This is a genomic window from Paenibacillus lacisediminis (assembly GCF_046567315.2).
On record NZ_JBKIAX020000003.1, the window covers coordinates 547,438 to 562,332 of the forward strand.

Sequence of the window (14,895 nt, forward strand, 5' to 3'; positions counted from 1 at the left end):
CTCTATTTCAATTGGAAGCTGTCTTCTTCGGCCGGTGTTTCATTCTTAAGCGTCTCCTGTGCTTCTAGGTTGCTGCTGGCGAATTCCGCAGCCTGCCGCGGGGACATCGAGACCAGGTCGCTCTCCAGCCTTTCCCGCGCGGCGGCGTTCAAGGCGTTCTCCGCCTCCCGGACGATGTTCGGATCCTTTTTGATCAGCTGCATCACCGCGCCGTTTGCGGGATAAGTCGGCGTCGGCTTGTCCTGCAAATAAGGCTCGACATAGGTCAGCGCGTAAATGGATGCTTTATGCAGGTAAGCGTCGACGATCGCGCTGGAGAGCGATAAAATCTCCGCCTCTCCCAGCGTCAACGTCACCGTTCCGGAGGCCAGCGCCTCGATCTTTTTCTTAGATAGCAAAATATAGTCATGCCCGGTCGGGAACTGAATGCGGATGTCGACGACATCTTTATTCTTCAAGGCGCCCGGAAGCAAAACGAAGCTCATTTCGCGCCAGCGCAAATCATCCGTCGTTGGCGCCTCCTCATATAGCAGTGTCTCCGTCAATAACGTAAACGGCCGGAGCGTGATCTTGGCGATCTTGCCGGCGATATCCTCTCTCGACTTGATGGCGTCGGCCGGGACGCTGTCGGCCGGCAGCTCGACCTCCTTCATGTCGTCCGCTTTAATCGGATGCCCTGCCGGAATCTCGCTGGCCGGCACCCATCCCCTGATCGTTGCGCGGTTCGCTGCTTTCTGCAAAGTCTCGATTTCCGCTTCATATTTCTGCTGTAACGCAAGTTTGGCCGATTGATTTTGCTTCCCCTGATATACGGCATACCCCGTGAAAATCAAGCCCATGGCCGCTGCTCCCGCGAGTCCGGCCCAGATCAAATGCTTCGTTTTCTGTCTCAATCTTGACATTCGTTCATCTCCTTACCTACATTTTCTGCTTCGCAAGAAAGCTCCGGCCGCTCCGCTTCGGCCGCGGCAGCAGGCTGCCGCAAAGATCACGGAGCGCCACGGTTATGTCTTCGCCGGGCTCAAACGGATCCGGCTCCGCCGGGATGGCGTACACGCCGCGGGTCCGCAGCCTTTTGGCGAGCCGTTTTACCGCGGATGCCGATGCCAAAGGGACGCAGAATTTCCATGCGGACGGCCATTTCCCGGCCAAACCGGCCGCTTCGGCGAACCGCTCCAGCTCCTCCGCCCGCCATGCGGCGGCCGAGCCGACGACAAGGGACAAATCGGCACGTCTGAACTCCTCCATCTGTTCCTTTTGCCGGCCGGTCCCCAGGTCGCAAACGAGATACTCGTAACCGCCGGTCAGCAGCTCGATCCATTCGGTTCGCGAAGGCGCCCTGACGTATTGAACGCCGCCGATACGAAACTGCCGGGCCGCTGAGGACGACGACTCTCCGAGTGCGATTCGGGCAAGCCGCTGAAAAGCCGGCGATGTTGCCTCCATTTCGGCGATCGCGATCTTTTTGGCGCTGCGGGACAGCACATGGGCCAGCGCAATCGCCGTGTGCGTCGTTCCCACTCCACGCGACGCGCCGATGACGGCGATGACCGCCGTCCTCCCTCCGGCGGCAGGCTGGCCGCCAGAAGGCGGTCTCTCCCAAGCCGTTGGGGCTGCGTCTGATACGTCCGCGTGCGCCCGCAGCACTTCCCGCAGCGCCTCGCCGGCCGCTTCCGCCGAAGCAAAACGCGCTTCCGGCCGCTGCTGAAGCAGGCGCTCCAGAACCGGGAGCAGCCCAACGTGCCCTTGCCTCCGCAGACATTCCTCCGCCTCCTGCGTCCATACGCTGTATTTACAGCCCGTTCCCAAATACAGCAGCACCGCGCCAAGCGAATACAAGTCGGCGCGTCCATCGCTTTGACGTCCACCGTATTGCTCCGGGGCCGCAAAGCCCACCGTCCCGAGCTGAATCGTGTCTTCGGCTTTGTCCGCCGCATACGTGCGGGCGATGCCGAAATCGATAAAGCGGATCTGCCCTTTGCCGTCCACCAGTAAATTGGACGGTTTCACATCGCGATGGATGACGGGCGGGCGATGCGTATGCAAATAATGCAGCCCTTCGGCGATTTGCAGGCCGAACCGGATCAACACTTCTGTCGGAACACGTCCTTCGCGCGCTTTCACATAACGGTCCAGATGCTCTCCTACGATATAATCCATCACGATATACGAATATCCCGAACCGTCTTCCTGGATAAAATCAACGATCTGCGGCAGGCTCGGGTGGTTCAGCGAAATAAGCAGCTCGGCCTCCTGGGCTACCGGCACTTTAAACCCCGGTGCCGCGAAGCTTTCCTTGACGGCCCAAACTTTCCCCGGCAGCTTCAAATCCGAAGCAAGGTACACCCGGCTCATCCCGCCCTGGCCGACAATCCGCTCAATCGAATAACGCCCGGCAAGCAAATCTCCGGGAGCCAACTGCGGCACAAAAGGCAACTCAAACCCTCCTTTCCAGACGCAAAAAAGGGAAAGGCCCCATCTCACTGCTTCAGCCGTAAGGCCAAAGGCAGCGAAACGGGATACTTTCCCTTCGCGGTCATTGTATAATTTTGGAATTATTATAGGACAGGTTGGCATCAAATGTAAAGCATTTTTTTGAAGTGCATTTATTTTATGTCGTTAATATTTAATCATATATAATGTAATCTCATCGCGGTTATGGAACAGCTGCTTCGCCCGCTGCACCTGCAGCCTTGCCTCCTGGAACATGCCTGTGACCTCTTGAATCAAAGCCATCGGTTTTTTGTGCATCAGCTTCACCGTTACGATCGCCGTTCCCCCCGGAACAAGCGAATACAGCAGATTCGTTACCAGCTCGGCCGTAAGCTTTGGACTCCAGCTCATGTCACATACGAGCAAATCGAATTGATGTTCCTTGAACTTTACGCTGTCGGCGTTGCGCTGCAAAAAAGTCAGCTTGGGCGATGACAGTAAAGAAGGGTGCAATTTTGCCGTATCGACCGCCGTCACGTTAAGCCCGCGTTCCAGCAAAAAGGAGGTCCACCCCCCCGGGGCTGCACCGATATCAAGCGCTTCGCGAAACGACGCAAACGGGATGCCAAACGTCGCTTCCGCTTCCAGCAGCTTGAACTTGGCCCGCGAAATTTGCCCTTCTTCTTTCTGAAAGCGGATGGCTCCGCCGTTCCAGTCGGACAGATTGTCCTCCGGGCGAGCCACGCCCGCATATACCCGGTCGCTGCCGGCAAACACGGAAATCACCCAATCCGCGTCCCGGACGACAAACTCGGTGCCGGCCAAATCCTTCAGTTCGCTTTGCAGCGCATCCTTCATTTCCCCGGCCGTACCGCTCCACAGGCCGTCCTCCGATTTGCGCGTTTGTACGGCGACGCGAGCGCCGGGCAGCCGGAAATCGCCCAGCAGAAACTTGCGCAGCGCCGGCAGCCAACCGTTCCGGTTGGCGTCCGCTTGCTCGCCGGGGCACCATTCCCAATCGACCAAAAAAGCGTGGCGAAGAAATACCGGGGGCGCTGCGGCGAGCTGTTCGGCGACTTCCTCAACCGCTTTCTGCAGGGTAGCGGCAAACACTTCGCCGGGGAGCAGGATTGTGCTTTTAACGCTGCCGAACGTCCGCCGGAGTTCCTCCTGAGCATATGGCGCAAAGCCGTGATTGGCCGTGCAAATCCATTTGGATTGAGGCGGCACCTGGCAATGCCGGGCGATCTCATCGAGCCGTTCGAAGGGAATCGGTCCGTTATGCAGCAGCACATGCTCCGGTTTGTTCGGGTACAAAATTTCGTACATGCCTTTTCTTCCGGAAATACTGGACGTATGCAAATAAATTTCCCGCGGAAACAGTCCTTCCCGAACCATGGCCGCCGCCATGTCCGTGCCGTTTTTCTCCCCAGGTCCCATATCGTAATCCAGCGATAATATGTCTACCTCCGTTAATCGCAGCAATTCCAGAGATTCGTCGACAGTGCGCGCTAGCGTAAACCCTTGCGGACATCGGCGAAAATCGTCCATATATAAATGAATCAAGTTTGTTCTTCCTTTCCGCGGTATTTCAGCTGCTTAGGCTTCCACCCACCGCCTCACTCGCTCCAAATCGTCTCTATAGGTCCCATCTTCTCCGGTTTCACTCTCAAAAATAAGCGGTGCATTCCGGATCACCTCGATCTTCAGCAGCCAGCGAAAACCGGATTCGCCGATATAACCCTGGCCGACCCGGGCATGACGGTCCTTCCGCGATAATACCGGGTATTTTGAATCATTGAAATGAACAGCGCCCAGACCGTCCCAAAACCCAAGCCGGCCGGCTTTTTCCGCAAAGTCCTCATCGCCTTCTCCTCGCCACATCCCCGCCGCAAAAGCGTGGCAGGTGTCGAGGCAAAAGCCGATCTGCTCCGGATCCCGGCACAAGCGGCGAATTTGCACCAGTTCCTCAATCGTCATGCCCATATCCCCGTGATCGCCGGCCTGGTTTTCAATGAGCAGCTTTGCCGCTCCCTGCCAGCCATCGAGCACATCATTAATACATTGTATAATATTTTGGTATCCTTGTAAGGGGTTTCCTGACTTAAATGTGCCAAAATGAACAACAATTCCCAAAGATCCACAGGCCTCGGCAATGGCCAGATCGTTGCGCAGCGAGTCCACGACTCTCCAGTACGCAGCAGGATCATCGCCCCGGCTAACCGCCAGATTGCTCGGATAAGGCGTATGCGCCACGGAAACAAGGCCATGCTCCCGGCAAAAGCTGTGGCAGCTCGCCGCATCCCGCGGGTCGAAGCTTTTTACCGTAAGGCTGCGGGGGTTTTTGGGAAAATACTGAAAGGCTCCGCCTCCGAGCTGCAGCGCCGCTTTGGCGGCCCCGAAATACCCCCCGCGAATGCTTATATGTCCCCCGATTTTTAGCTCAGCGGTCATGCTGGCAGCCCGGACTGTAAAACACTTTTCGTCCGTTCATTTCGGCTTTCACGATGGAATCGCCGCAGCGCGGACAGGGCTCTCCCTCCCGGTCATACACGCGGCAAATCTCGTTTGCTCCGCCGGTGAGCGTATCGTTTTTGAGCAGCGGCATTTCAATGTATCCGCCGGCTTCGATCGCTTCCAGCAGCACTTCCCGCGTCGCCTTATACAGATGCGACAAGTCTTCTTCGCTCATGTTTTGCAGCTTGGCCATTGGCAGTAGTCCGGCGGCGAAAGCAATTTCATCCGCATAGCGGTTGCCGATGCCGGCGACGACATCCTGGTTGACAAGCGTCGTTTTCAAGCTGCCGCGGCGTTTGCGCAGGATCGCGATGAACCGTTCTTCGTTCATTCTGCGGTCGAGCAACTCCGGGCCCAAATGCGACATGAGCTCCTCTGCTTCCTTGGCGGTGTGCAGATGCAGATGGCCTAGGCGCAGGCCGATGAAATAAAGCACCTGGCCGTCGGCAAAGGCGATTTCGATTTGCGTGCTCCGCTCTGGGCGATCCTCTTTTGACCCCAGATATATCAGTCCGCCTAACATCAAATGCAGCAGCAGCCGCTTGCCGTTGTCCAAATGAAACAGCAGATGCTTGCCCCGCCGCTCGATAAAAATAATTTGTCTGCCGATAAGTTCCCGGGCAAACTCGGCAGCCTCCAAATTAATCGACTTTTCCCGGTCAATTGCGATTTCCGTCATCGGAATATCCAAAATATGCTGTGACAACTGAATTCGATAGTTTTCCATTTCCGGCAGCTCCGGCATGGGTCATCTTCCCTTCGTTCATGAGGTTCATAATTTGGAACATTTCATGGATAAATAAGTTCATTCGTTGCTTCGTCTTTACCGGATGTCAGCCAATCAGCCCGGCTACCTCATCCAAATTGCGGCATACCGCATCCGGACGAAAGCCGGCAGTTTTGATCGCGTCAGGCAACCGTTCTTCGGTCGTCACTCCCGTCAACGTCAAAATCGTCCCGCAGCCCGCATTTACTCCCGCAGCAATATCGGTCAGCATGTTATCCCCGATGACGGCCACTTCTTCATTCCGCAGACCTAAACGCTTAATGGCAAAATTCATCAGCGGTTCGGCCGGCTTGCCGATGATCACGGGTTTGACCCCCGTAGCCGCTTGAATCGCGGCGGACAACGTTCCTGCTCCCGGCATCAATCCTCCCGTTGAAGGCAGCAGCAAATCGGGATTCGTCAGCACGTATCTGGCGCCGCCGCTTATCCAGCGGGCCGCTTTGGTCAACGTTTCGTATGTAAAATTGCGATCGATTCCCTGTACGACCACATCCGGCTGATCCTCATCCAGCAGCAGCCCCGCATCCTGAAGCGCGGTTAGCAATCCGGTCTCACCGATCGCCGCCACCTTAACGCCAGCCGGCAGTTCACCCGCGATATACTCCGCCGCCGCCACCGCTGAAGTGCACACGTCTTCCGCTTTGGCGGGAATCCCCATCGCCTGCAGCTGCGCAGCAACCTGCTCCGGGGTCCGGGAGGAATTGTTCGTGACGAATAAAAAAGGAATTCGTTTGGCCCGCAACGCCGAAACGAGGCGATCCGCACCGGGAATCATCCGCGTCCCGTGATATAACGTGCCGTCCAAGTCAATCAGAAAGGCCTTCCATCTCTCAGGCAATATTTTCATCCTTCCCATTTGGCCGTGTCCATTTCATTGTACCTATTTCACCCAGGATCAGGCAAATTTCCGGATCAGCTTTTTGGAATTTTGTCAAAAAAACGTCTTGACGCGCTGCCAAACTTTGCAGGCGGCTGTCATTTCCTGCGCTTTCCCGGAAAATATTTTTTAGCTCTCCCGCTCGCACCGGCGCCGTACCGGGTACAGCACATGCTCCCTGGCCAACTCCGACTCGGCAAAAAACGCTTTAGCCTCATCTTCCAGCCGGCCAAGCTGCTCCTCGGACTTATACCGCGAGCTGAAATGGGTAAGAATTAAATGCCGCGCTCCCGCATCGCGGGCGGTCTCCGCCGCTTGTCTTGCCGTGCTGTGATGATACGCGCGGGCGGTATCGGCCAACTCATGCAAAAAGGTGGACTCATGCACCAGTACATCGGCGTTTTGGGCCAGCGTTTGGGCTGCGCTGCAAGGGCGCGTGTCGCCGAGGATCGTAACGATCCGCCCCGCCTTCGGTTTCCCCAGCACATCCGCAGCATGCAGCGTTTCGCCGCTTGGCGTTACCACGCTTTCTCCTTTTTTCAGCTTGCCGTAAAGCGGTCCGGGGCGAATGCCGTAGCGCTCCAGCACCGCGGCATCCAGCTTGCCGGGCAGATCCTTCTCGACAACACGGTATCCGTAACTGGCAATCCGGTGCTCCAGCAAAGCGGCTTCCACGCGAAAAGTATCGTCGTCCAGCAGCACCCCGCCATCGTGTTCAACGATTTCAAGTTTGTAATCGATCCGCGATTCACTAAGTTCAAGCGACGTATCCACAAATTTTTTCAAGCCTTTGGGGCCGAATATAGTGAGCGGTGAATCTCCCCCCTGGTAAGCGCGGCTGGAAATCAGACCGGGAAGACCAAAAAGATGGTCGCCGTGCAGGTGCGTAATGAAGATATATTCCAGCTTGCTCAGTTTCAGAGGCGAACGCAATATCTGATGCTGCGTCCCTTCGCCGCAATCGAACAGCCACAACGAACGGCGTTCCTCGAGCAGGCGCAGCGCCAACGAGGTTACGTTGCGTTCCAGCGACGGGACCCCGGCATTGGTCCCCAAAAAATAAAGTTCCATGCGTATCGTCCTTCCGGTTGTAATCAAGTTTGAGCCAAAAAAGACTGCCAAAACCCTCCGATGTTCGGAGGGTTTGCCAGGAGCTTCTTCTTTTAAGCTTTGTCCACGTTAAAATACTGGGCCTCTGGATGGGCGAACACCATCGCCGACACGGAGGCCTCCGGCTCCATCATGAAGCCTTCCGTCAGCTCGATCCCGATGTCCTCCGGATGCAGCAAGTCAAACAGCAGTTGCTGATCCTCGAGATCCGGGCAGGCCGGGTAGCCGAAAGAGACGCGAATCCCTTGGTAACGGGCCCCGTGGCGCTGCTTCATGGTCATATCCGCCGGATCCGGGAATCCCCAAATATCCCGCATGATGTGGTGTACACGTTCGGCCAGCGCTTCCGCCAGCTCCAGTGCAACGGCCTGCAGCACATGCGAGCGGAGATAGTCGCCCCGCTCCTTCCACGTCTCGGACAATTGGCGCACGCCCTGCCCTGCCGTCACGACCAGGAAACCAACGTAATCCATCTCCCCGCTGTCCACCGGCCTCAAGTAATCGGCAAGGCACAGATCAGGCTCCACCCGCTGTCTCGGGAAGCTGAACCGCTTGATCACTTTGCCGGGATCGGCCGGATCATAGATCAAGATGTCGTTGCCGGACGATTGGGCCGGGAAAAAGCGGTACATCGCCTGCGTGCGGATAATGCCGTCCGTGACCGCCTCCAGCAAAATTTGATCCACGGTTTCTTTTAACTCCACCGCTTTTTCGTTTCCTGCCGCGAGCAGTTGTTCGACGGAGCCGCGCAATCCTAAATGATGCCCCAACAGCATTTGCCAGTTCACATAAGGAGTAATATGGCCGATCGGATAATCGCGCAGCACATGCCGCTCCAAATCCGGCGGAGTAAACACCGGCAGATCCTTGCGGATTTGCGAACGCCGGACGCGGGTCAGCTCCGGCAAAGGCTGGGCCACGGCCACCGCCGTATCCGCCTCTTTCTCCGCTTCCATTTCCAGCCGCATTTGCTCCCGGCTTGCCGGGTCCATCAGCTTGTTGGCCAGATCCAAACCGTCCATCGCATCTTTGGCATAGACAACCATGCCGTTATATTCCGGCCGGATCCGCGTTTTCGTAAACTTGCGCGTCAGGGCGGCCCCGCCGACCAGAATCGGCACGTCGATGCCCGCATTGCGCAAATCCTGCGCGGTGAGCACCATCTGCTGCGCCGATTTGACGAGCAGGCCGGACAAGCCGATCGCGTCGGCTTTTTCTTCCCGATATGCCTCAATGATGCGTTCCGGTGGTACTTTTATACCCAAATTCACGATTTGGTAACCGTTGTTGGACAGAATGATCTCCACCAGGTTTTTGCCGATGTCATGCACGTCGCCTTTTACGGTGGCCAGCAGGATTTTCCCTTTTACGCTCGATTCGTTTTTCTCCATAAACGGCTCAAGATAAGCAACGGAAGCCTTCATGACCTCCGCGCTCTGCAGCACCTCCGCGACGATCAGCTCGTTGTTGTTGAACAGCCGCCCGACTTCCTCCATCCCGGCCATCAACGGGCCGTTAATGATCTCCAGCGCACTGTAGCGTTTAAGCGCTTCGTCCAGGTCGGGGAGCAGTCCTTCTTTCGTTCCCTCCACCACGTAGGAAGCCAGCCGTTCTTCCAATGTCAGCTGAACCGTACGCTCCTGCTTCACCACTTTTTTGTTGCGGAAAGCCGCGACAAATGCGGCAAGCGTCTCGTCATTGGTATGATAAATGAGTTCTTCCGCCAAACGCCGTTCTTCTTCCGGAATTTTTGCGTAACGCTCCAGTTTTTCCGTGTTGACGATGGCATAATCGAGGCCGGCCTTGGTGCATTCGTACAAAAATACGGAATTCAGCACCTCGCGTCCCGCTTCCGGCAAGCCGAAGGACACGTTGCTGACCCCAAGCACCGTTTGGCAGCTCGGGAGCGCCTCCTTGATCAGCCGGATGCCTTCAATCGTTTCCTTAGCGGAGCCGATGTACTGCTCGTCCCCCGTTCCTACCGGGAAAACAAGCGGGTCAAAAATCAAATCCTCGGCGTTTAATCCGTATTTATTCACGAGCAAATCGTGGGAACGTTTAGCCACCTCCAGCTTGTCTTCGCGGGTGATCGCCTGTCCCCGCTCGTCGATCGTCCCTACGACAACGGCCGCACCGTATTTATGGATCAGCGGAGTGACGCGTTCGAACTTCTCTTCTCCGTCCTCAAGGTTAATGGAGTTAATAATCGATTTGCCTTGGCAGTATTTTAGCGCCAAGTCGATGACCTTCGGATCGGTCGTATCGATCATTAAAGGCACTTTGACCTTCTTGACAACCAGTTCAAGAAACTTCTTGATGTCCTCCGCTTCATCGCGGTCGGGATCCTGAACGCACACGTCGATTACCTGGGCGCCATTCTTGACCTGGGCGCGGGCGATTTCCGAAGCCTCTTCATATTTGCCTTCTACAATGAGACGTTTGAATTTTCGCGAACCCAGAACATTCGTTCTCTCCCCGACCAAATACGGCCGGTTTGCGGACTCAACATAAACCGGTTCGATTCCGGACAAAGCCGGAGGATGTTCCCCGATCAGCGTGCGCGGCCGATATCCGCTCAACTTCTGGGCCAGCGCAGCGATATGTGCCGGCGTCGTTCCGCAGCAGCCGCCCGCGACGTTAAGCCAGCCCTCCTCGGCGAACGCAGCCATTTTCTGGGCCAGCGATTCCGGGGATTCGTGGTATTTGCCGTTTTCATCCGGCAGCCCCGCGTTCGGATGGCAGCTTACCGCGGCTTTTGCGATGCCGGAAAGCGTACGGATGTGGTCACGCATAAATTCCGGACCGGTTGCGCAGTTCAGACCGACCGAAATCGGCTTCAGATGCTCGAGCGAAATATAAAACGCTTCGATATTTTGCCCGGCCAGCGTCGTGCCCATCGGCTCGATCGTTCCGGAAATCATCAAGGGCAGCTGTTTGCCCGTTTTTTGCAGCGCTCGCGTTATCCCGATGCTTCCGGCCTTCACGTTCAGCGTATCCTGTGACGTTTCCAGCATCAATGCATCCACGCCGCCGTCGATCAGGGCGATGGCCTGCTCCTCGTAGCTGTCGGTTAAATCATCGAAGGTGACCCCGCCGGTGACGGACAGCGTTTTGGTCGTCGGGCCTAGTACACCAACTACATATCGCGGATGGTCCGGCGTGCTGAATTTTTCCGCGGCCTCTACGGCAAGTTTTGCCGCCGCCAGGTTTAAATCTCTTGCTCGATGCGGTATATCGTATTCGGCCAGAACAACGGAGGCTGCCCCAAACGTATTCGTTTCAATCAGGTCGGCTCCGGCCGCCAAATATTGCTCGTGAATGCCTTGAATCACATCCGGGCGGGTGAGAACGAGCATCTCGTTGCACCCATCCAGCTCTTCCCCGCCAAAGTCGGCCGGAGACAGGTTTTCCTGCTGGATCATGGTGCCCATGGCGCCATCAAGTATCAGTATTCGTTCTTTTATTCTGTCTCCCAGGCTCGGTTTGCTCATGATCATGTCCCTCCCGTAAAACGTTAAGATTTAGTTTAACAGAATAAAGCGTTGAAGAAAAGAGAGGTTTCATTAGTCAACTTAATTATAAGCAAAAATAAGCTACCCGCATCTCTATAGATGCAGGCAGCCTGATCGTTGTTGCACGCGGGGTTATGTAAAAACGTTTGACGTCACTGTACCGTAAACTGCTTGGACGGCATCGAATGTTGATCCCGTGCGGTCACATGGGAAATCACTTTATAGGTTCCCGGTTCATCGAATTGGTGTTTCAGGACATAAGTGCCGTCCCCGGCGCTTTTTACCGTCACTTTGCTGTGCTCGGCGTTTTCGTCATCGGTGTTCCAAAATTCGAACGTAACCTCCTGCGCGTCATCGACGTTTTCTCCGCGATGCCCCACCTTGGCGGTAAACGTCACGAACCCGCCGCTTTCAACGGTATCCGGCGTGATTTCAAGATTTACCTGGATCGGCTCGAGCGGCCCGCTGTCGGCCGCAGTTGTTTCATTGCGTCCGCAGCCGCCAAGCACGGCGATCACCAATACCAAAACGGCGATCCACCCGACTTTTCCCGGCAATGGATTTCCCTCCTTTCCGCTTATCGATCGAACTCCCGTTTTTGGCTCGGACGTCCGAACGCTAACTTACGCCAAACGTGCGATGATATCGTGCAGCTCGGACAAGTGCGAAATTACGTAATCGGGTTTGATTTCGTCACTGTGCTGCTTTCCGTCGCGATTGACCCATACGGCCGTCATACCGACGCTAAGCGCGCCTTTGATATCGGTCGTCAGCTTGTCGCCGACCATGATTCCTTCGCCGGCTTCGATCCCCAAACGCTCCAGCGCATGATGGAAAATGGACGGATCGGGTTTGCCTTTGCCGAACTTGCCGGAAATGATGATCTCGTCAAAAAACGGCGCCAGTTCCGGCACGCCATCGAGCTTCTCCTGCTGCAGTGCCGGACAACCGTTCGTTAACAGCAGCAGCTTTACGGTTCCGTGAAGTTCCTTAAGCACTTGAAACGTTTCTTCGTAAACATGAGGACGAGCGCGGCGCTCTTGCCCAAACCGCTCCGCCAGTTCCTCGCCGAGCCGTTCGTTATCGACGCCGACGGCGAGCAAACCGCGCCGCCAGGACTCCTTGCGGTATACCGGAGCAAGCTGCTCCAGCTGGCGGAACTCCGGCTGCTCTCCGGCCGAAAACGTTGCCCACAAACCTTCAAACGGATTAATCCCGATCATCTTCGTAAATGGAAACGTTTCGTAAGATTCATACAGTCCCCGGGCTTCACGCCGCACCGCTTCCTCCAGCTCTTCCGGCACGATTCCCGGCACCCGCTGCGCTGCGAACTCACACGCCGCAGCAAAGGCTTCCTTTACGCTGCGGTCATCCCACAGCAGCGTATCATCCAAATCAAAACAAACAGCTTTAATCGTCATCGTTTTAACCTCGCTCCATGATCTCCCTTTGGGGGCAAATGAAAAACGCCTTATTCCTTGACCAGCTTCACGTGATGCGTGTTGGCGTACAACTCCAGCCGAGAGGCCATCGCCTCGGTGTCAAAACGGTTGCGCGTACGGTAGAACACCCACTTCATATCCCGGATTTTCGGCTCAATTACAATTTTGTTCCGGCTCACGATGATTTGGCTGATATTTCCGGCATCCAGCGATTTGTCCCGGTTAAATTTCGAGGTGTAGAGCCAGCTTTTGTTGATGCGTAAATACGGCTTGCGGAGAAATATAGCGAGCGCTAGCACAGCGTAAAGGATGATCGTAATCCAATACAACATCGAATTTACCTCGGCCGAATTCCCGATAATGCCGACGCTGGCATAGAGCAAAGCCAACAAAAACAACACGATCGGCAAAATAATGTTGCGCCCTTTGAAGACGTCACCTTCCCCGTTAGGTCCCAGCGTGCTTCTCGCGTTTCTTCCGCCCTGTCCGCTCCCCAGATTCGGGCCCTTTCCCTTTTTTTGCATGCGGAGCTGATTCCGCTCCACTTTCCGGTCAAACGAAGCCATGCATGTTCCTCCCCTATTTATCTACAATCTCGATCGAATCGAGTTGCCGGCGAAAATTTCTGCGGACATTCTCCAGGTACGTTTCGCGAAGCTGGGCTCTCTCCAACATCTCGTCCTGCGTCAAACCTTCCGTTTTATGCTTGCGGGCCAGTTCGTTAATCCGCTCTACCAAAGCATCGATGTCCATATCTTCCTCCTGGATTAATTTACTATGCGCATCTGATGATTCCGGTTTCCCCGCGTTTTGGCGGAACAAACATCATACAGGGCATTAATTCTTACTTTGACATGAGAAAAAGAGCTTGTCAAGGCAGCGGAAATCACTCCCGGACGCCAATGACAAGCCCTTTAATTTTATTGTGGTTGAATACGCGCTTATATAGTAAAAAAAAATCGAATTTCATATGCCTACATATGGTCATTTCAAAGGAATGAACAGCATATCCCCTGCCTCAATCGCGCTTGTGGTTAACCCGTTGACGCGCATCAATTTCTTGATAAACACCCGAGTGTCCGATCCTTGCGGCTTATGTTCAGCCGCGATTTCCCACAGTGTGTCCCCGGGCAGGATGACGATTTGTTCAAGCTCCTGTTCCGGCCGGCCCAAATCCGCGGAGGCGGCAAATGCTGTTACCACGCCTGTGCAGGTGAGGCTTAACACCAGGAGAAAAACGGCAAACTTGGCGAAACTGTTGCGGAACAACGAAATATGTAGTCTTCTTTGTGCCGGACGAGAGAAAGAAGGTTGATCGTAGATGCTTTTATAGGAAGTGTATCTTGGCATAATCCATCACTCCAAACGTGTGTTCTTGTTTATGCCAATACTATAACACGAACATTTGTTTGATACAACACTTTTTTCGAACAATTGTTCCCGTTCTTTCTTTAAAAATCTTTTTTAGAACTAATGTTTGTGCGAACGGAAGTTCTATGTTATAATTTTTCCAAACGTTACTAAATGGGGTTGATTCGATATGTCAAAGGTATCCAGCCGACAACAGGCTATTTTGGAATTTATCCGCAACGAAGTTCGCGCCAAGGGATACCCGCCTTCCGTCCGGGAGATTGGGGAAGCCGTTGGACTTGCCTCCAGTTCTACGGTTCACGGCCATTTGGACCGGTTGGAGAAGAAAGGGCTGATCCGCCGCGATCCGACCAAGCCGCGTGCCATCGAGCTATTGAATCAAGAAGAATCCGAGAGCTTTAATAACTTCTCACATACCGTTGCTCGCGTCCCCGTCGTCGGCAAAGTTACGGCAGGCGTTCCGATTACCGCTACGGAGAATATCGAAGATTACTTTCCGTTGCCGGAGCATTACGCAAAAGAAGGTGATATCTTTATGCTCTCCGTGATTGGAGACAGCATGATTGAAGCCGGGATACATAATGGAGATTACGTGATTGTCCGCCAACAGCAGACAGCTGACAATGGGGATATCGTGGTGGCGATGACCGAAGACGACGAAGCGACGGTCAAAACGTTCTACAAAGAGAAGGACCATGTTCGCCTGCAGCCGGAAAATCCGACCATGGAGCCGCTGCGTCTGAAGCAGGTAACCATCCTCGGCAAAGTGGTCGGCTTGTTCCGGGATCTGCACTGATTCAATTTTCCGGCAATGAAAAAAGGACGAAGCAGAATTTGTCTGCAGCG

At 55.0% G+C, this 14,895-nt stretch carries 15 protein-coding genes; 1 reads left to right on the plus strand and 14 read right to left on the minus strand.

The window, feature by feature from the left end; genetic code table 11:
• Window positions 1-2: 2 nt before the first annotated feature.
• From ACLD72_RS08690 to ACLD72_RS08755, 14 genes are all read right to left on the minus strand, one after another.
• Window positions 3-902 (minus strand): SAF domain-containing protein, encoded by a 900-nt coding sequence (locus tag ACLD72_RS08690; RefSeq protein ID WP_410999158.1) that lies wholly within the window; start codon window positions 900-902, stop codon window positions 3-5.
• A 16-nt stretch (window positions 903-918) separates the two neighbouring features.
• On the minus strand, window positions 919-2,427 hold the full coding sequence (locus tag ACLD72_RS08695) for a protein kinase domain-containing protein (protein ID WP_410999215.1): 1,509 nt from the start codon (window positions 2,425-2,427) through the stop codon (window positions 919-921).
• A gap of 192 nt (window positions 2,428-2,619) precedes the next feature.
• The gene (locus ACLD72_RS08700; RefSeq protein ID WP_410999160.1) at window positions 2,620-3,999 is read right to left on the minus strand and encodes a cyclic-phosphate processing receiver domain-containing protein; all 1,380 of its coding nucleotides are present in this window, start codon (window positions 3,997-3,999) and stop codon (window positions 2,620-2,622) included.
• A gap of 33 nt (window positions 4,000-4,032) precedes the next feature.
• Window positions 4,033-4,887, minus strand: coding sequence for a deoxyribonuclease IV (locus ACLD72_RS08705; protein ID WP_410999162.1), 855 nt, complete (start codon window positions 4,885-4,887; stop codon window positions 4,033-4,035).
• Window positions 4,877-5,695: an Fpg/Nei family DNA glycosylase gene (locus ACLD72_RS08710; RefSeq protein WP_410999164.1), complete on the minus strand. Its 819-nt coding sequence runs from the start codon at window positions 5,693-5,695 to the stop codon at window positions 4,877-4,879. Before ACLD72_RS08710 ends, ACLD72_RS08705 begins: the two co-directional genes overlap by 11 nt.
• Window positions 5,696-5,783: 88 nt before the next feature.
• The gene (locus ACLD72_RS08715) at window positions 5,784-6,575 is read right to left on the minus strand and encodes a TIGR01457 family HAD-type hydrolase (protein ID WP_410999166.1); all 792 of its coding nucleotides are present in this window, start codon (window positions 6,573-6,575) and stop codon (window positions 5,784-5,786) included.
• Window positions 6,568-6,696, minus strand: a complete 129-nt coding sequence (locus ACLD72_RS08720; RefSeq protein WP_458475712.1) for a hypothetical protein — start codon at window positions 6,694-6,696, stop codon at window positions 6,568-6,570. Before ACLD72_RS08720 ends, ACLD72_RS08715 begins: the two co-directional genes overlap by 8 nt.
• A 47-nt stretch (window positions 6,697-6,743) precedes the next feature.
• A complete protein-coding gene (gene rnz / locus ACLD72_RS08725) occupies window positions 6,744-7,685 on the minus strand; it encodes a ribonuclease Z (RefSeq protein ID WP_410999168.1) in 942 nt (313 codons plus the stop codon).
• A gap of 92 nt (window positions 7,686-7,777) precedes the next feature.
• Window positions 7,778-11,215, minus strand: a complete 3,438-nt coding sequence (gene metH, locus ACLD72_RS08730; protein WP_410999170.1) for a methionine synthase — start codon at window positions 11,213-11,215, stop codon at window positions 7,778-7,780.
• A 173-nt stretch (window positions 11,216-11,388) separates the two neighbouring features.
• Window positions 11,389-11,793, minus strand: coding sequence for a FixH family protein (locus tag ACLD72_RS08735; RefSeq protein ID WP_410999172.1), 405 nt, complete (start codon window positions 11,791-11,793; stop codon window positions 11,389-11,391).
• 66 nt (window positions 11,794-11,859) lie between these two features.
• The gene (locus tag ACLD72_RS08740; protein WP_410999174.1) at window positions 11,860-12,657 is read right to left on the minus strand and encodes an HAD family hydrolase; all 798 of its coding nucleotides are present in this window, start codon (window positions 12,655-12,657) and stop codon (window positions 11,860-11,862) included.
• Between the two features lie 50 nt (window positions 12,658-12,707).
• Entirely contained in the window at window positions 12,708-13,244 is a 537-nt protein-coding gene (locus tag ACLD72_RS08745) for a hypothetical protein (RefSeq protein ID WP_410999176.1), read from the minus strand.
• A 13-nt stretch (window positions 13,245-13,257) separates the two neighbouring features.
• Entirely contained in the window at window positions 13,258-13,431 is a 174-nt protein-coding gene (locus tag ACLD72_RS08750; RefSeq protein WP_128633732.1) for a DUF896 domain-containing protein, read from the minus strand.
• 231 nt (window positions 13,432-13,662) lie between these two features.
• The gene (locus tag ACLD72_RS08755; protein ID WP_410999178.1) at window positions 13,663-14,028 is read right to left on the minus strand and encodes a LysM peptidoglycan-binding domain-containing protein; all 366 of its coding nucleotides are present in this window, start codon (window positions 14,026-14,028) and stop codon (window positions 13,663-13,665) included.
• A 190-nt stretch (window positions 14,029-14,218) separates the two neighbouring features.
• Here ACLD72_RS08755 and lexA point away from each other — a divergent pair, with 190 nt between their 5' ends.
• Window positions 14,219-14,845, plus strand: a complete 627-nt coding sequence (lexA, locus tag ACLD72_RS08760) for a transcriptional repressor LexA (RefSeq protein WP_251595123.1) — start codon at window positions 14,219-14,221, stop codon at window positions 14,843-14,845.
• The last annotated feature ends 50 nt before the right edge of the window (window positions 14,846-14,895 follow it).